We start from the raw sequence: 20646 nt of genomic DNA, 5'->3' as shown, positions 1-20646 counted from the left end.
AGAATGTAGGTTTAAAGACGATGGAATGGATAACCAGGACGGGAAAATAGTATACCCGAAACACCCCGTGGCGACAATTGATCGTTTCCGGTTGTGTGTTTCCCACCGCATTTACCGCCATGAGATTACCTGAATATCCGCCCCAGGAGGTTGATGCACGTCACACTTTTGTTGAATCGTGTCAGCCCATTATTCCTCTGCTTTCACCACCTGCCACGCGGCCTCCATCTCTTCCAGCGTGGCCTGCTGCATCGTCATGCCCTGTGCGGCGATAATCTGTTCCACCCGGCGAAAACGGCGTTCAAATTTGTTGTTGGCCTTTTGCAGCGCGGTTTCGGCTTTACTGCCGAGATGTCGTGACAGATTCACCGTGGCGAACAGCAGGTCGCCGATCTCCTCTTCCAGCTTGTCCTGGTCTATCACCGCCTGCTGCGCTTCGTGCATGACTTCATCGATCTCTTCATGCACTTTGTCCAGCACCGGGCCGAGGGTAGTCCAGTCGAAACCGACGTTGCTGCAGCGCTTCTGAATTTTATGCGCGCGCATCAGCGCCGGTAACGCCTGCGGAATATCATCCAGCGCAGAGTGCTGGGCTTTCCCGGCCCGCTCGTCGCTTTTAATCTGCTCCCAGTTCACCAGCACCTCAGCGCTGCCGCTGACCTGAGCGTCGGCAAAAATGTGTGGATGACGGCGTTCGAGTTTGTCGCTGATGGCGCTGCAGATATCATCAAAGTTAAAGCGCCCCTCTTCCTGTGCCATCTGGGCATAGAACACGACCTGGAACAGCAGATCCCCAAGTTCTCCGCGCAGATCGTCGAAGTCAGCGCGGTTAATCGCATCGATGACTTCATAGGTTTCTTCAAGGGTATAAGGGGCGATGGAAGCAAAGGTCTGCTGGCGATCCCACGGGCAGCCGCTTTCCGGATCGCGCAGGGTTTTCATGATGCCCAGCAGGCGATCGAGAGAAGTCATAATTTCATCCATTTACGTCGTTTTTGGTTTGGCAGGCCTGATGGGGTTTTACAACAGACCACGTCGTGGCGTTACTGGCGCAGGCAGTTTGTTCACCGACAGCGCGCAATCCCCCTGGTCATATACACGAGTATGTGACCAGGGGTGAGCACTGCCGGAGGACAACATGGCAACTGACAGATCAATGTAATCGTCTGGCGTCGATGATGTCCGGCACCTGGTTGAGCCGGGCAATCACCCGTCCCAGCACCTGTTGGTTGTATATCTCAATATCCATATCGATGGTGGCCAGCTGCTTCTTCGTATCGCTGTGGCTGGAGACCCCCAGCACGTTCACCTTTTCATTTGCCAGAATGGTGGTGATATCACGCAGCAGACCACTGCGATCGTTGGCGGTAACGCGCACCACCAGCGAATAACCGCTGGAATAAGTTTCCCCCCAGACCGCATCGACGATACGTTCCGGCGCATGTGACATCAGGTCAGCCAGCTGATCGCAGTCGGCGCGGTGGATCGAGATACCGCGTCCCTGGGTGATAAACCCGGTGATATCATCGCCGGGGATCGGCTGGCAGCAGCGGGCAATATGGTGCATCAGATTGCCGACGCCTTCCACCACCACGCGGCCACTCTCTTTACTGCGCGGCACGCTGTTAGAGGTTTTCTGCGTCAGCTTCTGCAACGCCTCGCGGTCCTCTTCCTCGGCGCTGGGCTTATTCAGCTTCGACTGAAGGAAGTTGCTCATCTGATTCAGGCGGATATCGCCGCCGCCAATGGCCGCCAGCAGTTCGTCCAGCGAGTTGAAGTTGTAACGCGGCAGCAGCAGCTTTTCAGCATCTTTCAGATTGATATCAAGGTGATCCAGCTCGCTGTCGAGGATCTGGCGGCCGGCAATAATATTCTTGTCGCGGTCCTGCTTACGGAACCAGGCATGAACCTTGGAGCGCCCCCGGCTGGTGGTGATATAGCCTAAGTTCGGGTTCAGCCAGTCGCGGCTTGGGTTCGGCTGCTTCTGGGTAATGATGTCTATCTGGTCGCCCATCTGCAGCTGGTAGGTGAACGGCACGATGCGTCCGCCAATCTTCGCACCGATGCAGCGGTGGCCGATATCACTGTGGATATGGTAAGCGAAATCCAGCGGCGTCGAACCGGCCGGCAGGTCAACCACGTCACCTTTCGGAGTAAACACATACACCCGATCGTCGAATACCTGACTGCGCACCTCGTCGAGCATCTCGCCCGAGTCCGCCATCTCTTCCTGCCAGGTGATCAGCTTGCGCAGCCAGGCAATGCGCCCTTCATGACCGGAAGCGCCGCGTGCGCTGCCGCCAGCGGCCGCCCCTTCTTTGTACTTCCAGTGCGCGGCTACGCCCAGTTCGGCATCTTCGTGCATCTGACGGGTGCGGATCTGAATTTCAACGGTTTTACCCTTTGGCCCCAGCACCACGGTGTGAATGGACTGATAGCCGTTTGGCTTGGGATTGGCGACGTAATCGTCGAACTCGCTCGGCAGATGGCGATAGAGCGTGTGGACAATCCCCAGCGCGCCGTAGCAGTCCTGCAGCCGTTCGGCCACGATGCGCACGGCTCGCACATCAAACAGTTCATCGAAGGCCAGGGATTTTTTCTGCATCTTGCGCCAGATGCTGTAGATATGTTTCGGGCGGCCATAGACCTCGGCTTTCACCCCCTCTTTCACGATCTCGGTGCGCAGCGACTGAACGAAGGTATCTATATAGTCTTCACGATCAATGCGGCGCTCGTGCAGCAGTTTGGCGATGCGCTTATATTCATCCGGGTGCAGATAGCGGAAGCAGAAGTCTTCCAGCTCCCATTTTAACTGACCGATGCCCAGACGGTTGGCCAAAGGGGCGTAGATATTGGTGCACTCTTTCGCCGCCAGTACCCGCTCGTCTTCCGGTGCGTCTTTGACTTCACGCAGGTGGGCAATACGCTCCGCCAGCTTGATGACCACGCAGCGGAAATCTTCCACCATCGCCAGCAGCATCCGGCGGACGTTATCGACCTGCTCAGAGGCCATTGAATCATTGTGGGTGGCTTTTAACTGACGGATGGCATCCATATCACGCACGCCGTGCACCAGCGAAACGATAGCTTTACCGTGCTGCTCTTCTAACAGGGCTTCACTGACCACACCGGCATCGGCCAGCGGGAACAGTAGCGAGGCGCAGAGCGTTTCACAGTCCATACTGAGCATCGACAGGATCTCCACCATCTCAACACCGCGCCACAGGAGCAGTGCAGCATCAGGGTGACCCTGGGTTGTCGCTTCACAGTAGCGCCAGGTTTCGGCCAGTCGTTCACATGACTGCTGGTTGGAGATCCCCAGACTGGTGATCCATTGGTCGAGCGCAAACTCGCCAGCCGTGTTCAGATGTGCACTTCTTACCGCAACCATATCCTCTCCTGGCATCGCCTCTGTTCAGGGGCTTATTTTCGGCTAAACGCGCCATGGACCCCGCCTGCCGACAGGTTCCCCCCCGACGCACAGCCGCATCCGATCCTGTAGGTAGCCGGACCGCAGTCATACCTGACTGTCCCGGGTTTGTGTCGTGACATTATACGCAGCCTTGACCGCTAATGCTGCACTGCCAGCGATACCTGCGACATTTTCGGCCATATTTTCCCGATAATGGGACAAAACTTCCAATACTATCCGCAGAGCCATCCCCGTTCAGCGGGTGGCTGCCGTCATAGCTTAGGCTTATGCGAAAATTGTTCCAGTTTTTGCGGAAAATAGTCCCTGATATTCAGAAATCTCGCATAAATCTGCATCTGCCCGCAGTCTGAAGGCCCGCGATAGGGGCGCAGTCTGGAGAATTCTGCCGGTGAAATCCGTGACAATCATAGCATCGCGGACAAAATGCCTTAAGTCCGGGCGTCATCATGGGGCAACGGCTATCTTTTTACCGCACGCATTTGGTCATTGTTTCTTTGATGTTCACACGTCATCATTATCAGCAGGAACAATCGGGCATCACCTGCCGGTGGACGTCTGTAACTGGCCTGACAGACCCCAATGCGCCAGGGACGGCACAGCGCGCATCGCCGCAAACAGGGAATACTATGACCAAATACAGCCTGCGGGCTCGAATGATGATCTTAATTCTGGCTCCGACGCTGATGATCGGTCTGCTGCTCTCGACCTTTTTCGTTGTTAACCGTTACAACGAACTCCAGAGCCAGCTGACTGATGCCGGAGTGAATATCATCGAACCGCTGGCCGTTTCCAGTGAATATGGCATGACCTTTCACAGCCGCGAGTCCGTCCGTCAGCTGGTCAGCCTGCTGCACCGTCGCCACTCCGATATTGTGCGGGCAATTTCCGTTTTTGATGACCATAACCAGCTGTTTGTCACCTCAAACTATCACCAGACGCCGGACCTGCTGCGGCTGCCGGATAATACGCCGTTAACAACGCGCTACATGAAGGAGCGCCACGGCAACTCGGTGATCCTGCGTACGCCGATCCTGTCGGAAACCTACTACCCGGATGAATCACCGGGGCAGGACGCCAAACCCACCGGAAACCCCCTCGGGTACGTTGCTATTGAGCTGGATTTACAGTCGGTCCGGCTTCAGCAGTATAAAGAAGTGTTTATCTCCACTCTGCTGCTGCTGCTGTGCCTGTGTATTGCCATGGTGTTTGCCTACCGCCTGATGCGTGATGTCACCGGACCGATTCGCAATATGGTCAGCACCGTTGACCGCATCCGCCGGGGCCAGCTCGACAGCCGCGTGGAAGGCCATATGCTCGGTGAGCTGGACGTCCTGAAGAACGGCATTAATTCCATGGCGATGTCGCTGACCGCCTATCACGAAGAGATGCAGCAGAATATCGACCAGGCCACCTCCGATCTGCGTGAGACGCTGGAGCAGATGGAGATCCAGAACGTTGAGCTGGACCTGGCGAAAAAACGCGCGCAGGAAGCGGCACGTATCAAGTCAGAGTTCCTGGCCAATATGTCGCATGAGCTGCGCACGCCATTAAACGGGGTGATCGGCTTTACCCGCCAGACGCTGAAAACCACGCTGAACTCCACCCAGCGCGACTATCTGCATACCATCGAACGCTCAGCGAACAATTTATTAAGCATTATCAATGATGTACTCGACTTTTCGAAGCTGGAAGCCGGAAAACTGATCCTCGAAACCATTCCCTTCCCGCTGCGTGCCACCCTGGATGAAGTGGTGGTACTGCTGGCGCAGTCAGCGCATGAAAAAGGGCTGGAGCTGACGCTGAATATTCAGGGCGACGTCCCGGATAACGCCATCGGCGATCCGCTGCGCATGCAGCAGATCATCGTCAACCTGCTGGGGAATGCGATCAAATTCACCGAACGCGGCAATATTGATATTCGCGTTGAAAAGCGCGCCCTGAGCAACAACCGCATGGAGCTGGAAGTCCAGATCCATGACAGCGGCATCGGCATTTCCGAGAAGCAGCAGTCACAGCTGTTCCAGGCTTTCCGCCAGGCAGATGCCAGCATTTCACGCCGCCACGGCGGCACCGGGCTGGGGCTGGTGATCACCCAGAAGCTGGTGAACGAAATGGGCGGGGAAATCTCCTTCCATAGCCGCCTGAACCACGGGTCCACCTTCTGGTTCCACGTTAACCTGGCGCTGAACCCAAATGCCGCCAGCGATCCGCGCGTGATGGACTGTATTGAAGGACAGCGGATGGCCTACGTTGAGCCAAACGCAACGGCAGCGAAAGCCCTGCTGGATATGCTGGAGGCGACGCCGATGAAAATCAGCTACAGCCCGTCACTCAGCGACCTTCCGGACGAACACTACGACGTACTGCTGATGGGGCTACCGGTGGCCGATCAGCACAGCCTGGAGATGAGCAGTGAGCAGCTGCAGCCGATTCTGCAACGAGCCGGCAGCGTGATCATGGCGCTACCGTTCCAGATGCAGGTCTACGCAGAAGAACTGAAAGGCCGAGGCGTGACCGCCTGTCTGATCAAGCCGATATCCATGACCCGCCTGATCCCGCTGCTGGTCGATCACCATCGTCGTGATACGCTGCCGCTGCCAGAGCGTCCCCGCCTGCCGTTACGCGTGATGGCGGTAGATGATAACCCGGCTAACCTCAAACTGATTGGAGCCCTGCTGGAAGAACAGGTGGCAGAGATCGTCCTGTGCGACAGCGGAGAAGCCGCCATTACTCAGGCGCGTCAGCAGCATCTGGATATCATCCTGATGGATATTCAGATGCCGGAGATCGACGGTATCCGCGCCAGTGAAGTGATACGCGCCCTGCCCCAGCATGCCAATACGCCCATTGTCGCCGTGACGGCACATGCGCTGGACGGTGAGCGTGAGCAGCTGATCAAGGCCGGGATGAATGACTACCTGGCCAAACCGATCGACGAACAAAAACTCAGCCGCCTGCTGGCCCGCTATACGCCAGGAGGACAGCGGACGTTACCGAAGGTGATTGAAGTTCCCGCCTCGCTCGACTGGGCGCTGGCGCTGCGTCAGGCGGCGAATAAGCCCGATCTGGCGCGCGACCTGTTACAGATGCTGGTGGACTTCCTGCCGGAGGTGCAGGCGCTGGTTGAGCAGTATATGGCCGAGGATAACCCGGATGCGCTGAGTGATATCATCCATAAACTGCATGGCAGCGCCAGCTACAGCGGTGTGCCGCGCATGAAACAGCTCTGCCTGCAGCTGGAGCAGAGCCTGCGCCACAGCCGGGATCTGACACAGGTTGAACCGGAGCTTTTCGAGCTGTTGGATGAGATGCAGAACGTAGCGCGGCTGGCAAAAGAACGTCTGAAGCTGTAAGGCTCTGACGGTGGGCATGCCACACCGTCAGAGACAACACGCAGGGATGGGGTCCGTTGCTAGCCGAGGCGTTTCGCCCACGCCTCTACCCAGGGTGACGTCACCTCTTCCGGTTCCGGGTGTTCCGTTGCATCGACCAGCAGCATCTCGCCAACGCGAACCGCTTGCTGATCCTGCAGTAGTTCCGCAAACTTTTTACCTCCGCCGCAGAAGTCATCGTAGCTGCTGTCTCCCAGCGCAATAATGCCGTAACGCAGGGTGGGCTGATAGCCGAGCTTATCTTTGATGCCGTTGTACAGCGAGACTATGCTGTCCGGCAGATCGCCCTGACCGGTAGTAGAGGTGACCACCAGCGTGACCTGCTCTGCGTAGCGCTGCCAGTCTTCCAGCGTCGGATCGTCAAAAATTTTCACCTGATGGCCACCAGCCACCAGCAGGGGTTCCGCTTCTTCTGCCACTAACAGGGCATTACCGTAAACGGTACCGACAAAAATGCCTACCTCAGCCATGCTTTTCTCCATTATTAATGCTGATTGTTATTCACTATCCTGCGGGCTTTGCGCCGCGAACTCAACCCGCGGCACGTCAGGGAGGCAATGCTGCCAGCCGAACCGGGCCATCGCCGATTGCCAGACGCCATCCAGCCCGGCACAAAGCCGCAGGGGGTCACCGGTAACCGGATGGGTCAGGAGCAGCTCGCTGGCGTGCAGCATCAGACGATTCATACCAAAATGGGCTGCCGCAGCCCGGTTCTGCTTGAGATCGCCGTGGGCGCTGTCACCAATGATCGGGTGTCGCAGATGGGTCATATGACGCCGGAGCTGATGCTTACGCCCGGATTCAGGCTTCATCTCCACCAGCGAATAGCGCGTGGTCGGGTACGGACCGGCCGGAACCGGCTGTTCGACGGTAACCAGTCCGCGCCAGTGCGTGACGGCTGGCTGCGGCGCTTTCTCTGGTTGGCTGAATTTATCAGCAATTTTATCCAGCTCTTCGGTCAGCGCATACTCCAGCCGATCCTCACCTTCCAGCCAGCCGCGCACTACGGCATGATAGGTTTTTTGCAGCTGGTGCTGCTCAAACTGCTGAGAAAGCAGGCGCGCAACCTCGCTGGAGAGCGCCATCAGCAGAACGCCGGAGGTGGGCCTGTCCAGACGATGTACGGTAAACACATTCTGCCCGATCTGGTCGCGCACCGTCTGCATCACAAACTGCGTTTCATGACGATCCAGCCAGCTGCGGTGTACCAGCCAGCCGGAGGGTTTATTGACCGCCACCAGCCACTGATCCTGGTAAATAATCTCCAGCATCAGTTGGGCGACTCAAACAGCTGGTCAAGCGCATTTAAACGGTGCAGCAGCTGGGCACGTTCAGGGATCTCGCCCTCCAGCCAGACTTCATAATAGGGGGCAATGGCCAGCGAAACCGGTAATTCGGCCTGGGCATCCAGCAGCGCCTGCATTCGTGGCAGAAAAACCCACTGCAGCCACTGCAGGGGCGTCATAGTATCAACACAGAAAGGTTCCGTGCTGGCAAACGCCTCGCTATTGGGGGCTATCGCCTGCCAGAGACCGGCGGTTTTAAGCTGCGTTTCAATCGCCAGCAATCGTTCCTGAACCTGCTGTTCACGCATCATGAGCAACCTCCTGATTAGGCTTCGGGGATAATGAGCGCAAAGCATATCACTGGCGCTGCACAGGGCAAAAATTTCAACAAAAAAAGGGGCACTGTATAAACAGTGCCCCTGGTTCGTTTGCAGCGTTCCGGCTACCTTTATGCTCCCTGCTCATCCTTGAAAACTATTCCTGTGCTCTCCTGAGCGAAGCATCATCCTGATGCAAGTCCTTTGACATCCCTGACAACCGAATCATCCTGTTCGGTTCACATTCTCCTTCCTGGAGGTGTCCCTTACCTCATCCTGAGGTGTCCTTGCTTCTTCCCGAAGCCTATCCCTGATACATCATCCAGACGGGTCCGACTCATTCCGTGAGTGACATCATCATGATGTCTGTTCCAGTCCAGCGCATCCTTTGCGTTGGGTGCTATTCTGCCCGATCAGCATAAGCAAACAAGACACCATGACGTGCTTTTTAAACGTATTACACGCAAATATCAGCAACCGAGCTCATAACGTTATGATCTACAATATTTTTACAAAAAGAACTAATCTGATATCTGCACGATTCGAAGCGATCTCTCACAGCGTTTGTGAGAGATATCGCACACAAGGAATGGTTTTACTCTGATCAACGCTCGCTAAGAGGTTGTAAAAGAATAAGAAAGTTCTGAACTGAGGGGGCGATAACCTGGCGTTTTGTGGTACCTAACTGCTCGATAACGACTTCACCACTTATGTTACACACCGACACCACCTCCAGTTCAGACTCTGTGGTAGCGATAAAGAGCGTGGGGGCATGTTTAAGACGACGCTTCATCACCAGGTGCCCGATCAGGTTTTCCTGAACGCGCACGAAGTCATCTTCACTCCACACCTGTACAAGAGACATCCGCTGACCGGAAAAAGTTCCTTTCATGTCGCCAGAAAATTGCGCGGTGTAGAATCCGGCAACGGACGGTTGCAGTCGCAGGTCGAGCGCACGTTCAACGGCCTCAAGATTTTTCGCCAGCGTAAAGGGTTGAGGCTGCCACCAGACCTCATCCTCATGCGTGGCAACGATGCAGGGAGAAGGGATTCCGTGCAGGTCGGCACTGGCGGGCGCGTGACCATGATGCTGCTGCCAGAGATCGCAATAGCGCTGACTAAAATCGCGTAATGCCTGTGACGTTTCTTCGATCATTATTTTTTCACTCTTTGCTTGCTGAGTTACACTGACTGCCTGTGGTACTGCTTATCGTTCACGCGCCTGGCGCGCAGACAGTACCCAACCGTATTCACGCATCTGCCACGGTGGGTGTCCTAAGGTAACACAAGGTAACACCATGTCTTCATACGAGCATCATCAGGCGCTGGAAGGCCTGACCCTGGGGAAACCCACAGAATATCACGACAGCTACCAGCCCGATCTGCTGCAGGCGGTACCGCGCAGCCTTAACCGTGAGCCGCTGGGCCTCTATCCCGACAACCTGCCGTTTAATGGTGCAGATATCTGGACGCTGTATGAGCTGTCGTGGCTTAACAGCAAAGGCCTGCCACAGGTCGCGATAGGGGAAGTTACGCTGGATGCCGGAAGCGTGAACCTGATCGAATCGAAAAGCTTTAAGCTGTATCTGAACAGCTTTAATCAGACCTCTTTTGCGGACTGGGGTGATGTCCGTCAGACGCTGGAGCGTGACCTGAGCGCCTGTGCCCAGGGCAAGGTGAGCGTGGCGCTGTTCCGACTGCAGGAAATCGAAGGGCAACCTGTCGGCCGCTTTAGCGGTGAGTGCATTGATGAGCAGGACATTACGATTGATAACTATGCGTTCAGTGCTGACTACCTGCGTGATGCCACGACCGCTGAACGGGTAGAAGAGCAACTGGTGAGCCATCTGCTGAAATCAAACTGCCTGATCACCAACCAGCCTGACTGGGGCTCGGTACAAATCAGCTATCGCGGCCCCCGTATTCGCCGTGAAGCGCTGCTGCGTTATCTGGTCTCTTTCCGCAATCATAATGAGTTTCACGAACAGTGTGTTGAGCGTATTTTCAACGATATTCAGCGCTACTGTCAGCCAGAAAGTCTGACCGTGTATGCCCGCTACACGCGGCGCGGCGGGTTGGATATCAACCCGTGGCGCACTAACGATACATTTGTTGCCAGCCGTTCACGTCTGGTTCGCCAGTAAATCAGCGGCCCCGACGTTAACCTGTTGTTAAATCTCAATGAAAAAGGCTACTCTGGCTTCGGGCAGCGCGATGACGCCTTTGGCGTCTGTTCCGATACGGGGCGGCCAGAAAAAGAGTCGCCCGTGACGACGATCGCTGTAAGGGCAGACCGCCATCTGGCGGTTCGCCCGCGATGTTGCTTAAGGATATCTTTTCTCTGCGACCGCGAGGCCGTGGAGTCACTGCACACCCGGCGGGTGTAAAGGAGTTCACTTGATTACACATGTCAGCCCTCTTGGCTCAATGGATCTGCTGTCTCAGCTTGAAGTCGATATGCTGAAACGCACGGCCAGCAGCGATCTCTATCAGCTTTTCCGCAACTGCTCACTCGCTGTCCTCAACTCCGGTAGCCAGACCGACAGCAGTCAGGAACTGCTCTCCCGGTTCGAAAGTTTCGACATTAACGTGCTGCGTCGTGAGCGCGGCGTGAAGCTGGAACTGATCAATCCACCGGAAGAAGCCTTCGTTGACGGACGTATAATTCGCGCCCTGCAGGCCAACCTGTTTGCCGTACTGCGCGACATTCTTTTCCTGAACGGAAAGATCGACAATGCCGGGCGCTTCCAGCAGTTCGAAAGCGACGATCCGGTGCATATTACCAATCTGGTATTTTCTATCCTGCGCAATGCCCGCGCCCTGCACGTGGGGGAAGAGCCGAACACCGTGGTGTGCTGGGGGGGACACTCCATCAATGCCATTGAATACCAGTACTGCCGGAGCGTCGGTTCCCAGCTGGGTCTGCGCGAACTGAACATCTGTACCGGCTGTGGCCCGGGGGTGATGGAAGCCCCGATGAAAGGAGCTGCGGTAGGTCATGCCCAGCAGCGTTACCGGGACAGCCGCTTTATCGGCCTGACTGAACCCTCGATCATTGCCGCCGAACCGCCTAACCCGCTGGTTAATGAACTGATCATCATGCCGGACATTGAAAAACGTCTGGAAGCTTTTGTGCGCATCGCTCACGGTATCATTATCTTCCCGGGCGGTGTGGGCACGGCGGAAGAGCTGCTCTATCTGCTGGGTATCATGATGAACCCACACAACCACGACCAGGTGCTGCCGCTGATCCTCACCGGTCCGAAAGAGAGCGCTGATTACTTCCGCGTGCTGGACGAGTTTATCGTCAATACGCTGGGTGATGAGGCACGCAGGCATTACACCATCATTATTGATGATGCAGCAGAAGTGGCGCGGGTGATGAAAAAAGCGATGCCGAAGGTCAAAGAGTACCGTCGTGAAACAGGCGATGCCTACAGCTTTAACTGGGCGCTGCGTATTGCCCCCGATCTGCAAATGCCGTTTATGCCGAGCCATGAGAATATGGCGAATCTTAATCTTTCACCTGACCAGCCGGCCGAACAGCTGGCAGCGGCCCTGCGCCGCGCATTCTCCGGCATCGTGGCGGGAAATGTGAAGGACGTTGGTATCCAGGCCATTAAAGAGAAAGGGCCGTACAAACTGCACGGCGATCCGGAAATCATGCGACGCATGGACGATCTGCTGCAAGGGTTTGTTGCCCAGCATCGTATGAAGCTGCCGGGCAGCGCTTATATTCCCTGCTACGAAATCATTAAGTAAAAGAGCGGCCTGCGGGCCGCTCAGGGTTATCTGATGATACATCTGTTAATTATCGATGCGCTGAATCTGATCCGGCGCATTCACGCCGTACAGGGGTCCCCCTGCCAGGAAACCTGTCTGAATGCCCTGCAACAGCTGCTGCTCCACATCCGCCCGACCCACGCTGTAGCCGTCTTTGACGACGACGACCGCAGCAGCAGCTGGCGTCACCAGCTGCTGCCGGACTATAAAGCGGGACGTTCACCAATGCCGGATACGCTGCGTAATGAGATGCCGCTGTTGCGCGCGGCCTTTGCCAGCATCGGTATCGCCAGCTGGCATTCTGCGGGGGATGAGGCTGACGACCTGGCAGCGACGCTGGCCAGCAAGGTCGCCGCCGCAGGCCATCAGGCAACGATTGTCTCTACCGATAAGGGCTACTGTCAGCTGCTGGCACCGGCGATTCAAATCCGCGATTACTTTCAAAAGCGCTGGCTGGATGTGCCTTTTATTGCCGCTGAGTTTGGCGTATCCCCCGCGCAGCTGCCCGACTACTGGGGGCTGGCCGGCATCAGCAGCAGCAAAATCCCCGGCGTGGCAGGCATTGGCGGTAAAAGCGCCAGCCAGCTGCTGCAACAGTTCGTCACGCTGGAGGCGCTCTATCAGCAACTGGACCAGGTGCCGGAAAAATGGCGCAAAAAGCTGGCAGAACACCAGCAGATGGCTGAGATTTGCCGTCAGGTGGCCACGCTGAAAACTGATTTAGTGCTGGAAGGAAATCTGAAGGATTTACGTCTGCCATAAACGGCAGGATAAGAGAAAATCGGCCCGGACGCAGGGCCGATCGCAGTGACGATCGACCCTGACAGCACGCGACGGCGTTATCGTTCGTCGCGACGCCCCGGTGCAGCACTCCAGATACGTCGGATATGCACCGTGACTTCTTCGCGGTCATGATAAAGCTGGCGCGCCTGAATCTGGGCGTTGATCCCGTTCGCTTTCAGTTTTTCGTCGATCATCGCCAGGTTCTGTGACACTTCTTCGTAGCGCTTTTTCATCGGCAGCTTGAGGTTAAAGATCGCCTCCCGGCACCAGCCGTTGACCAGCCAGTCGGCCATCAGGTTAGCCACACGGATCGGTTTTTCCACCATATCGCAGACCACCCAGTAGTTATTGCTGCGCGTCGGCCGGTATTTGAAACCGTCTTCACGCTGGTGGAACACCTGCCCGGTATCCATCAGGCTGGGGGCCATCGGGCCGTTATCGACAGCATTGACCATCATGCTGCGCTGCACCAGCTGATAAGTCCAGCCGCCGGGACAGGCCCCGAGATCCACGGCCCACATGCCGCTGGCCAGGCGCTCATCCCACTCGTCGGCAGGGATAAAGACGTGAAACGCCTCCTCCAGCTTCAGGGTCGAACGGCTTGGCGCATCGGAAGGGAATTTCAGTCGCGGAATACCCATAAACAGTGCGGAATTATTCTGCGGCAGCGAATAGCCCACATAGCAACAGCCGGAGGCAATAAAGAACACGTGAACCACCGGACGCGTGTTGCTTTCATAGTTAAGCAGGATCCCCTGTTTACGCAGGCTGGCACGCAGCGGTACGGTAAACTTACGGCAGAACCTGAGCAGCTCTTTACTGGCATTGGTATCCGGAACTTCGACGCGCAGATCGCCGCCCTTCTCCACCACCCCGGTCAGCATACCCGCCACCGGCGAAATGCGGTCTTCCGTCGGCAGATCGCGCAGCAGTTCGCCCACCAGGATCATCTGGCGGGAGAAAATCAGTTCACTGAACGGCAGCGCATTAAGCAACTTTTCTGCGTCGTCCTGCTGGTAGCACTCAAACAGCACGTAAGCCGAGTCATCTTTAACCCGGGCAAAACCATACACTTCCCGCTCTGCAGCTTTCGCCGTGATTTCGGCAGCACACTCTTTTTCAAAACCCTGACGGCAATACAGCAAAATTTTATTCATGGCGATCTGCCCTTTTTTTCAGACGCAGTGCGCCAACCAACATCAAAACCCAACCCAGCAGGAAGCAGGTGCCGCCAATGGGGGTGATATACACCCACAGTTTCAGGTGCGACAGCGCCAGACAGTACAGACTGCCGCTGAACAATACGGTACCGAGTGCCAGAAATGCGCTACTCCAGTAAAACCAGATATTGGCCCGACGCAGCATCGCTGTCGCCAGACCCAGTATCGCCAGGGTATGAAACCCCTGATAATCCAGCCCGGTTTTCATCCAGGCCATTTCTGCGCTTCCCAGCGACTTGCTTAACACATGGGCACCAAATGCCCCCAGCATCACGTAGAAGAATCCACTGATGGCGGCGAAAATCAGCATTGCACGACTGGACATAACCTCATCCTCTTTCAGAACAGGGGGTGTGCCCCCTGCTGCCCGTTCTTATTCCCTGCCGCATATCGGCGAGGGCAGTGCGATCAGTGATCGTAACGAAAACGAAATTTTTCTTGTTCGCTGGCCGCTTTTGCCAGGATCCACTGTCGGAAGGCGGCTATTTTACCCAGTTCTGCCTGACTGTCATGACAAACCAGATAAAAAGCATTTTTACTGACTAATACATCATTGAACGGACACACCAGCCTGCCCGCTTCAATTTCACTCTCGGCCATCACATTGTTGGCCAGCGCTACCCCCTGACCGTGGATCGCCGCCTGCAGAACCATGGCGCTGTGGCTGAAAATCGGCCCCTGCTGTACGTTGATACTATTAAGACCCAGTTGGCGAGTGTACGCCTGCCAGTCGCGGCGCGAGGCATCGTGCAGCAGCGTATGCCCTGCCAGTGCGGCGGGTGAAGTGAGTGGACGATCCCCTGTTAACAGCAGCGGTGAACAGACGGGCAGCAGATATTCCGCATAGAGTTTCTCTACGCGCAGCCCCGGCCAGTTGCCGCGCCCGTAGAAGATGGCCACGTCAACATCATCAGCCAGTTTCTCTTCATCACGATCCACGGCCTGGATACGCACATCGATTCCCGGATAAGCTGAGTTAAAGCTGGTCAGCCTCGGAACCAGCCACTGAATGGCAAAACTGGGCAGTAAACTGACCGTCAGCGCGCCTTTCGCACTGCGGGCCTGCAGCTTGCGCGTGGCATCATTCAGCGCGGTGAAAATCTCTTTAATATCGAGGTAATAACTTTGCCCCTCTTCGGTCAGCAACAGCGACCGGTTACGGCGGCGAAACAGCTTCAGGCCCAGAAAGTCCTCCAGTGACTTAATCTGGTGGCTGACGGCAGCCTGGGTGACAAACAGTTCTTCGGCAGCTTTAGTAAAGCTGAGATGACGCGCCGCAGCGTCAAAAACCCGCAGCGCATTTAAAGGAGGTAAACGTTTCGACATGGTAAATGGGTACTTTTCATCGCGACAAGGCGTTGCTCTGTTACACAGAGTTACGTATTAGTTTTTTTTATCCGAGGCATTATAAATTGTCCGTTGAGGAACTACCAGCAAATACCTATAGTTGCGGCACTTCCTGAGCCGGAACGAAAAGCGCATTAAAATTTGGTGTTAACTCGCGGAATTTTGAGGGGCTTTTGGCTTGTGTCGTGATGTTGTGTTTGCATTTGACCTGACGATTTTCAGGTCTGGTAGCCTGGCTACCACACATTCCTGTAGATTTACCCTGTCTGTCCATATTGATTTTTAATAGCACCGCCAAGCGCGGTGCTTTTTTTTACCTGAAATTTACTGTCCCATCTCGACCATCTCTTTGACATCAGAGCGGTTGATCTGCTGTTTTGATCCATTGGCATCTTTATAGCTGATCATCCCGGTTTCATCGTCTACCATAGGCTTGCCATCGGCAACGATTGTCCGGCCGTCATTGGTGTGCATAACATAGTTACTTGAACAGGCAGCCAGCGACAGTGTCATGGCACAGGCGGCGATTACAGCAGCGAATTTTTTCATTTTTTATCTCTCCAGTATGAGACAGGAAATACCCGACGAACTGTCAGAAAAGCGGCAAAAAAAACACAATAAAACAGCCTACTGAGACAGCCTTCTGTTTGCGGGTAAACACATAAAGCAGTCATAATTCAGCATAACGCGCTTTTTCAGCTTTGCCAGAAAACCACATTCATTTCAGTCTGGTCCTAAAAAAGCACGAACCACCCCAGAGGAATGTGTACAACGTATGACGTCATTTAACCCCCAGCGGTTTCGCCAGCAGTTTCCCGCCCTGAACGAGGGGGCCTGCTATCTCGACAGTGCCGCAACCGCGCTGAAACCACAAAGCGTGATTGATGCGACGGAACAGTTTTATCGCCTGAGCGCGGGTACGGTTCACCGCAGCCAGTTCGCCGCCGCCCGGCATCTGACTGAACGCTTTGAGCACGCGCGAACCCAGGTGGCATCCCTGCTGAATGCCGCAGACAGTCACAGCATCGTCTGGACGAAAGGCACCACTGAGGCCATTAACCTCGTGGCGCAAAGCTGGCTGCGCCCGCGCCTGCAGCCGGGGGATGAGATTGTGGTCAGCGAAGCCGAGCACCATGCCAACCTGGTACCGTGGCTGATGGTGGCAGAGCAGACCGGAGCCCGCGTCGTCAGGTGGCCCATCGGTCAGGATCGTCTGCCGGACCTCCACCTGCTTCCGGGCCTGCTTAATGCCCGTACCCGCCTGGTGGCCATCGGGCAGATGTCCAACGTTACCGGCGGCTGTCCTGATCTGAAGCAGATTATCGATCTTGCGCATGGCTGCGGGGCAAAAGTGATGGTGGATGGCGCACAGGGCGTGGTTCACTGCCCGCCGGATGTTCAGGCGCTGGATATTGATTTTTACGCTTTTTCGGGTCATAAGCTGTATGGTCCAATGGGTATCGGCGCTCTTTATGGTCAGGCCGGGCGACTGGCAGAAATGGTTCCGTGGCAGGGCGGCGGTAAAATGATCACCCGCGTGGACTTCGATGGATTCACCCCCCAGGCCGTTCCCTGGTGCTTCGAGGCCGGTACGCCAAATGTGGCCGGCGTCATTGGCCTGAGTGCCGCGCTGGAGTGGTTAAGCCACGTGGATACGGCCGCCGCCGAACGCTGGAGCTGTGAGCTGGCCTCTCAGGCGGAAGCCCGTCTGTCGCGACTGCCTGGCTTCCGCAGCTATCGTGCCAGCCACTCCAGCCTGCTGGCCTTTGATATTGCCGGCGTCCATCACAGCGATGTGGTGATGCTGCTGGCAGAAAGTGGTATTGCCGTTCGCGCCGGTCAGCACTGCGCCCAGCCGCTGCTGGCGGCTTTAGGCGTCAGCGGCACGCTGCGTGCCTCTTTCGCCCCGTATAACACCCCGGAAGACGTGGACGCGCTGGTCGCGGCCATGACTACCGCCCTGACGCTACTGGCTGATTAATGACGAATTTATCCCTGATTGCTCCCCACCCGTTTGGTGACACGATTACCGCTGACTCACTGATAACGCAATTTTCCACCTTCAGACAGTGGGAGGAACGTTACCGCCAGCTTATCCTGCTGGGCAGACAGCTGCCTGCGCTACCCGAGGCATTGAAAAGCGTTGAGATTGAATTAAGCGGCTGTGAAAACCGCGTCTGGCTGGGCCATCAGGTGATGGAGAGCGGACAGCTGCACTTCTTCGGTGACAGCGAGGGGCGGATTGTGCGCGGACTGCTGGCCGTGCTGCTCACGGCGGTCGAGGGAAAAACACCGGCACAGCTGCAGCAGGAGGATCCGCTGGCCCTGTTCGCCGCCCTGGGATTAATGGCGCAGTTGAGCGCCTCACGCAGCGCGGGCTTACAGGCGATGGCGGCAGCGGTAATGCGGGCAGCCAACGAATAAAAGAGGGGCCGCTTACCGCTGCGGATAGAGGGTTATGCCAGGGCTTGTGTCAAAGAGCTGACCGGAACAGAACGTCAGCCCCCTGCGTTGGATTAGCCCTCGCGGACCGCTTTTGCCATCATTTTCTTCAGCACGTGTGAAACCGCGACAAAACCAAATGTGGCGGTCACCATTGTGGCCGCGCCAAACCCGGCGGCGCAGTCCATCCGCTTTGGCCCTTCTGCGGTACTGCGTGACGCACAAACTGAGCCATCCGGCTGCGGGTACATCAGCGCCTCGGTAGAAAAGACACAGTCAATTCCCAGTTTGCCTTTGCTGTTTTTCACGATATTAAAATCGCCTTTCAGCCGCTCACGTAGCTTGGCCGCCAGCGGATCCTGAATGGTTTTCGCCAGATCTGCCACCTGGATCTGTGTCGGGTCAATCTGGCCGCCCGCGCCGCCCGTGGTGACCAAAGGAACTTTATTACGACGGCACCAGGCCAGCAGCGCCGCTTTTGGTCGCACGCTGTCAATCGCATCAATGACATAGCTGAAATCTTTGCCAATCAGCCCGGCGGTATTGTCCGGCGTAATAAAGTCATCCACGCAGATCACCCGACACTCCGGATTAATGGCCAGAAGACGTTCGGCCATCACTTCGGTTTTCGCCCGGCCCACGTTCTCTTTCAGCGCGTGAACCTGGCGATTGGTGTTAGTGACGCAGACGTCATCCATGTCGATCAACGTAATCGCCCCGATGCCCGTTCGCACCAGCGCTTCCGCCGCCCATGAGCCCACGCCGCCAATGCCAACCACACAGACGTGTGACTCAGCAAAAAGCTGGAGCGCTGACTGACCATACAGGCGCGCCGTTCCGCCAAAGCGTTGCCGCCAGGCGTCTGAAAGAACCATCATTCATTATTCCTCGAAACGCGTCTCAACGAACGGCGGGCCGGCAAGCGGCCCGCCGGGGTTTACTGGCTGACCAGCAGCCCCCCCTGAGAAGCGTTATTCTGTGCAGACGAGAAGAGTGGCGTTCCGGCACCGGGCGCATTCTTCAGCACCCAGACGCGGCCGTAATGGTTGAACCAACCCGCCATATGCCCGGCATCCGGGCCAATTCCCTGGTAAATATCAAAGTGCTGACCTTTAATGGCGCCGCCAACGTCCAGCGATACCATCATGCGCATCTCATATTTTCCGGTAAATTTACCGTTGTTGTCCAGCAGGGGTATTTCAGCCAGCAGAGCAGTTCCCGGCGCGATCAATGCGCGGTCAGACGCCACCGACGCTTTTGCCACCAGAGGCACTGCGCTGGCACCGCGTACCGGGGCAAAATTCTCAGGCTTGAAGAACACAAAGGAAGGGTTTTGTTCCAGCAGTTCGCGGACCTCCGCCGGGCTGTGCTCCTCTCCCCACTGGCGGATAGCCTGCATCGACATGTCTTCACGTTTTACTTCGCCGCGATCGATCAGAACCTTACCGATGCTGCGATAGGCATGGCCATTTTTGCCACCGTAGCCAAAGAACATCAGCGGCCGGCCGTCGCCATAATCAACATAGCCGCTGCCCTGCACGTCCATAATAAAGTTATCCATCAGCGAATTGCTGTAAGCCGCCACGTAGCGGTCATCCAGCGCACCGCTGTAAATCTCCGCACGGCTGGGCAGTTTTCTGCCCTTTGCACGCGGCGGCATACGGTATAAAGGATACTGGAATTCGCCCTGACGGGTATAGCGCGCCTGAATTACCGGCGTGTAATAACCGGTAAACTGGACGTTGCCATAATTGTCTGTTCCTTCCATCTGATACGCGTCCAGACCAAACTGGCGCAGCTGGCGGGTATCGCCACCGGCCATCAGCCAGCTCTCTATCGCGCTGTAAGTCCCCGCCTGCCGGGAGTACATTGCCGAAGAGGCAAAACGAATCTGAGAAACCTGGTCGGCAAAGTCCTTACCATTGACCGGGCGTCCTTTCGCATTGGGCTGATTGACCAGCGCCAGAGGCTGATCGAGTTTTCCGTCCTTATACTGCTGCCCACGATCGGTGGGTTTTGATGAACACCCTGCCAGCAGCGCCAGCAGTGTGCCGGTCACCAGATATTTTGCCCAACCTGCTTTCATGCCTTCTCTACCTTTATACGGGAACCCTGCGCGAAGATAGCAAAGGCACCGCCAGAATAAAATGCGCCAGTGGTAAAGAGCACCGGCACTTGTGCAACTTTTCAACATTCTGGCGAAGAAATGTATAACAAGCACGATTTTAACCACTTATCTGCAAAAAGGGGTTGCAAGAAAACCCATCAGGCGTATAGTGCGCATCCACGGACGCGGGATGGAGCAGCCTGGTAGCTCGTCGGGCTCATAACCCGAAGGTCGTCGGTTCAAATCCGGCTCCCGCAACCAATTAACTGAAGTCAGTATGATTGAGTTAAGCAGCAGTAAAAGAACGTTGTCGTGATGGAAGCGACAAACCACGCGGACGCGGGATGGAGCAGCCTGGTAGCTCGTCGGGCTCATAACCCGAAGGTCGTCGGTTCAAATCCGGCTCCCGCAACCAATTTCCGTCGTGGGTGGGGAAGTAAAAGTAGTAAAAGCGTCAATCGGACGCGGGATGGAGCAGCCTGGTAGCTCGTCGGGCTCATAACCCGAAGGTCGTCGGTTCAAATCCGGCTCCCGCA

The 20646-nt window shown here is 56.2% G+C and carries 18 protein-coding genes and 3 tRNA genes; 9 read left to right on the top strand and 12 right to left on the bottom strand.

Features of this window, described 5'->3' with window-relative positions; genetic code table 11:
• Positions 1–189 precede the first annotated feature (189 nt).
• Complete coding sequence (gene mazG / locus ACZ3HG_RS09965) at positions 190–972, bottom strand: nucleoside triphosphate pyrophosphohydrolase (protein WP_198424989.1); 783 nt, start codon at positions 970–972, stop codon at positions 190–192.
• Positions 973–1153: 181 nt separating this feature from the next.
• Entirely contained in the window at positions 1154–3391 is a 2238-nt protein-coding gene (gene relA, locus ACZ3HG_RS09960) for a GTP diphosphokinase (protein ID WP_191933966.1), read from the bottom strand.
• Between the two features lie 668 nt (positions 3392–4059).
• On the opposite strand from relA, the gene barA reads away from it, so the two are divergent.
• Positions 4060–6786, top strand: a complete 2727-nt coding sequence (gene barA, locus ACZ3HG_RS09955; RefSeq protein ID WP_191933965.1) for a two-component sensor histidine kinase BarA — start codon at positions 4060–4062, stop codon at positions 6784–6786.
• A gap of 59 nt (positions 6787–6845) precedes the next feature.
• On the opposite strand, the gene ACZ3HG_RS09950 is transcribed toward barA, so the two are convergent.
• From ACZ3HG_RS09950 to syd, 4 genes are all read right to left on the bottom strand, one after another.
• Positions 6846–7295, bottom strand: coding sequence for a flavodoxin (locus tag ACZ3HG_RS09950; RefSeq protein WP_465332762.1), 450 nt, complete (start codon positions 7293–7295; stop codon positions 6846–6848).
• Between the two features lie 27 nt (positions 7296–7322).
• Complete coding sequence (gene truC, locus ACZ3HG_RS09945; RefSeq protein WP_465332761.1) at positions 7323–8096, bottom strand: tRNA pseudouridine(65) synthase TruC; 774 nt, start codon at positions 8094–8096, stop codon at positions 7323–7325.
• The gene (locus ACZ3HG_RS09940) at positions 8096–8422 is read right to left on the bottom strand and encodes a YqcC family protein (RefSeq protein ID WP_191933962.1); all 327 of its coding nucleotides are present in this window, start codon (positions 8420–8422) and stop codon (positions 8096–8098) included. Before ACZ3HG_RS09940 ends, truC begins: the two co-directional genes overlap by 1 nt.
• Positions 8423–9032: 610 nt before the next feature.
• Entirely contained in the window at positions 9033–9584 is a 552-nt protein-coding gene (gene syd / locus ACZ3HG_RS09935; protein WP_191933961.1) for a SecY-interacting protein, read from the bottom strand.
• Between the two features lie 142 nt (positions 9585–9726).
• On the opposite strand from syd, the gene queF reads away from it, so the two are divergent.
• The 3 genes from queF (at position 9727) to xni (ending at position 12973) form a co-directional block, all read left to right on the top strand.
• The gene (gene queF / locus ACZ3HG_RS09930; protein WP_465332760.1) at positions 9727–10572 is read left to right on the top strand and encodes an NADPH-dependent 7-cyano-7-deazaguanine reductase QueF; all 846 of its coding nucleotides are present in this window, start codon (positions 9727–9729) and stop codon (positions 10570–10572) included.
• Positions 10573–10825: 253 nt separating this feature from the next.
• The gene (gene ppnN / locus ACZ3HG_RS09925) at positions 10826–12190 is read left to right on the top strand and encodes a nucleotide 5'-monophosphate nucleosidase PpnN (RefSeq protein WP_465332759.1); all 1365 of its coding nucleotides are present in this window, start codon (positions 10826–10828) and stop codon (positions 12188–12190) included.
• A 33-nt stretch (positions 12191–12223) separates the two neighbouring features.
• Entirely contained in the window at positions 12224–12973 is a 750-nt protein-coding gene (xni, locus tag ACZ3HG_RS09920) for a flap endonuclease Xni (protein ID WP_191936232.1), read from the top strand.
• A gap of 77 nt (positions 12974–13050) precedes the next feature.
• On the opposite strand, the gene rlmM is transcribed toward xni, so the two are convergent.
• From rlmM to ACZ3HG_RS09900, 4 genes are all read right to left on the bottom strand, one after another.
• Positions 13051–14151 carry a 23S rRNA (cytidine(2498)-2'-O)-methyltransferase RlmM gene (rlmM, locus tag ACZ3HG_RS09915; RefSeq protein WP_191933957.1) on the bottom strand — a complete coding sequence of 367 codons (1101 nt, stop codon included), beginning with the start codon at positions 14149–14151 and terminating at the stop codon, positions 13051–13053.
• Positions 14144–14539 (bottom strand): DUF423 domain-containing protein, encoded by a 396-nt coding sequence (locus tag ACZ3HG_RS09910; RefSeq protein WP_191933956.1) that lies wholly within the window; start codon positions 14537–14539, stop codon positions 14144–14146. The genes rlmM and ACZ3HG_RS09910 overlap by 8 nt, the downstream gene beginning before the upstream one ends.
• Before the next feature lie 83 nt (positions 14540–14622).
• Complete coding sequence (locus ACZ3HG_RS09905) at positions 14623–15540, bottom strand: transcriptional regulator GcvA (protein ID WP_191933955.1); 918 nt, start codon at positions 15538–15540, stop codon at positions 14623–14625.
• A 345-nt stretch (positions 15541–15885) separates the two neighbouring features.
• Positions 15886–16110, bottom strand: a complete 225-nt coding sequence (locus ACZ3HG_RS09900; RefSeq protein WP_191933954.1) for a YgdI/YgdR family lipoprotein — start codon at positions 16108–16110, stop codon at positions 15886–15888.
• Between the two features lie 226 nt (positions 16111–16336).
• Here ACZ3HG_RS09900 and csdA point away from each other — a divergent pair, with 226 nt between their 5' ends.
• Together csdA and csdE are read left to right on the top strand one after the other, a co-directional pair.
• Entirely contained in the window at positions 16337–17542 is a 1206-nt protein-coding gene (gene csdA, locus ACZ3HG_RS09895; protein ID WP_191933953.1) for a cysteine desulfurase CsdA, read from the top strand.
• Entirely contained in the window at positions 17542–17985 is a 444-nt protein-coding gene (gene csdE, locus ACZ3HG_RS09890; protein ID WP_191933952.1) for a cysteine desulfurase sulfur acceptor subunit CsdE, read from the top strand. The genes csdA and csdE overlap by 1 nt, the downstream gene beginning before the upstream one ends.
• Before the next feature lie 92 nt (positions 17986–18077).
• Here the strand turns inward: csdE and tcdA are convergent, their stop codons facing one another.
• Together tcdA and mltA are read right to left on the bottom strand one after the other, a co-directional pair.
• Positions 18078–18881 carry a tRNA cyclic N6-threonylcarbamoyladenosine(37) synthase TcdA gene (tcdA, locus tag ACZ3HG_RS09885; RefSeq protein ID WP_191933951.1) on the bottom strand — a complete coding sequence of 268 codons (804 nt, stop codon included), beginning with the start codon at positions 18879–18881 and terminating at the stop codon, positions 18078–18080.
• Positions 18882–18940: 59 nt separating this feature from the next.
• On the bottom strand, positions 18941–20089 hold the full coding sequence (gene mltA / locus ACZ3HG_RS09880) for a murein transglycosylase A (protein ID WP_191933950.1): 1149 nt from the start codon (positions 20087–20089) through the stop codon (positions 18941–18943).
• 205 nt (positions 20090–20294) lie between these two features.
• Here mltA and ACZ3HG_RS09875 point away from each other — a divergent pair.
• The 3 genes from ACZ3HG_RS09875 (at position 20295) to ACZ3HG_RS09865 (ending at position 20646) form a co-directional block, all read left to right on the top strand.
• Positions 20295–20371, top strand: a tRNA-Met gene (locus ACZ3HG_RS09875).
• Positions 20372–20448: 77 nt separating this feature from the next.
• Positions 20449–20525, top strand: a tRNA-Met gene (locus ACZ3HG_RS09870).
• Positions 20526–20573: 48 nt separating this feature from the next.
• Positions 20574–20646: transfer RNA gene (locus ACZ3HG_RS09865), tRNA-Met, on the top strand.

Source organism: Erwinia sp. PME.40.26/001 (assembly GCF_055556675.1).
The sequence above is the reverse complement of the archived record's forward strand: the minus strand, read 5'-3'. Positions and strand labels throughout refer to the sequence as shown.

What these genes read in the sequence shown, in the direction of transcription:
- ACZ3HG_RS09905 (WP_191933955.1), bottom strand. Translation starts at nt 15,540, where the DNA reads ATGTCGAAACGTTTACCTCCTTTAAATGCGCTGCGGGTTTTTGACGCT.
- rlmM (WP_191933957.1), bottom strand. Translation starts at nt 14,151, where the DNA reads ATGAATAAAATTTTGCTGTATTGCCGTCAGGGTTTTGAAAAAGAGTGT.
- ACZ3HG_RS09910 (WP_191933956.1), bottom strand. Translation starts at nt 14,539, where the DNA reads ATGTCCAGTCGTGCAATGCTGATTTTCGCCGCCATCAGTGGATTCTTC.
- tcdA (WP_191933951.1), bottom strand. Translation starts at nt 18,881, where the DNA reads ATGATGGTTCTTTCAGACGCCTGGCGGCAACGCTTTGGCGGAACGGCG.
- mltA (WP_191933950.1), bottom strand. Translation starts at nt 20,089, where the DNA reads ATGAAAGCAGGTTGGGCAAAATATCTGGTGACCGGCACACTGCTGGCG.
- mazG (WP_198424989.1), bottom strand. Translation starts at nt 972, where the DNA reads ATGACTTCTCTCGATCGCCTGCTGGGCATCATGAAAACCCTGCGCGAT.
- xni (WP_191936232.1), top strand. Translation starts at nt 12,224, where the DNA reads ATGATACATCTGTTAATTATCGATGCGCTGAATCTGATCCGGCGCATT.
- syd (WP_191933961.1), bottom strand. Translation starts at nt 9,584, where the DNA reads ATGATCGAAGAAACGTCACAGGCATTACGCGATTTTAGTCAGCGCTAT.
- queF (WP_465332760.1), top strand. Translation starts at nt 9,727, where the DNA reads ATGTCTTCATACGAGCATCATCAGGCGCTGGAAGGCCTGACCCTGGGG.
- truC (WP_465332761.1), bottom strand. Translation starts at nt 8,096, where the DNA reads ATGCTGGAGATTATTTACCAGGATCAGTGGCTGGTGGCGGTCAATAAA.
- barA (WP_191933965.1), top strand. Translation starts at nt 4,060, where the DNA reads ATGACCAAATACAGCCTGCGGGCTCGAATGATGATCTTAATTCTGGCT.
- ACZ3HG_RS09900 (WP_191933954.1), bottom strand. Translation starts at nt 16,110, where the DNA reads ATGAAAAAATTCGCTGCTGTAATCGCCGCCTGTGCCATGACACTGTCG.
- ACZ3HG_RS09950 (WP_465332762.1), bottom strand. Translation starts at nt 7,295, where the DNA reads ATGGCTGAGGTAGGCATTTTTGTCGGTACCGTTTACGGTAATGCCCTG.
- relA (WP_191933966.1), bottom strand. Translation starts at nt 3,391, where the DNA reads ATGGTTGCGGTAAGAAGTGCACATCTGAACACGGCTGGCGAGTTTGCG.
- ACZ3HG_RS09940 (WP_191933962.1), bottom strand. Translation starts at nt 8,422, where the DNA reads ATGATGCGTGAACAGCAGGTTCAGGAACGATTGCTGGCGATTGAAACG.
- csdA (WP_191933953.1), top strand. Translation starts at nt 16,337, where the DNA reads ATGACGTCATTTAACCCCCAGCGGTTTCGCCAGCAGTTTCCCGCCCTG.
- csdE (WP_191933952.1), top strand. Translation starts at nt 17,542, where the DNA reads ATGACGAATTTATCCCTGATTGCTCCCCACCCGTTTGGTGACACGATT.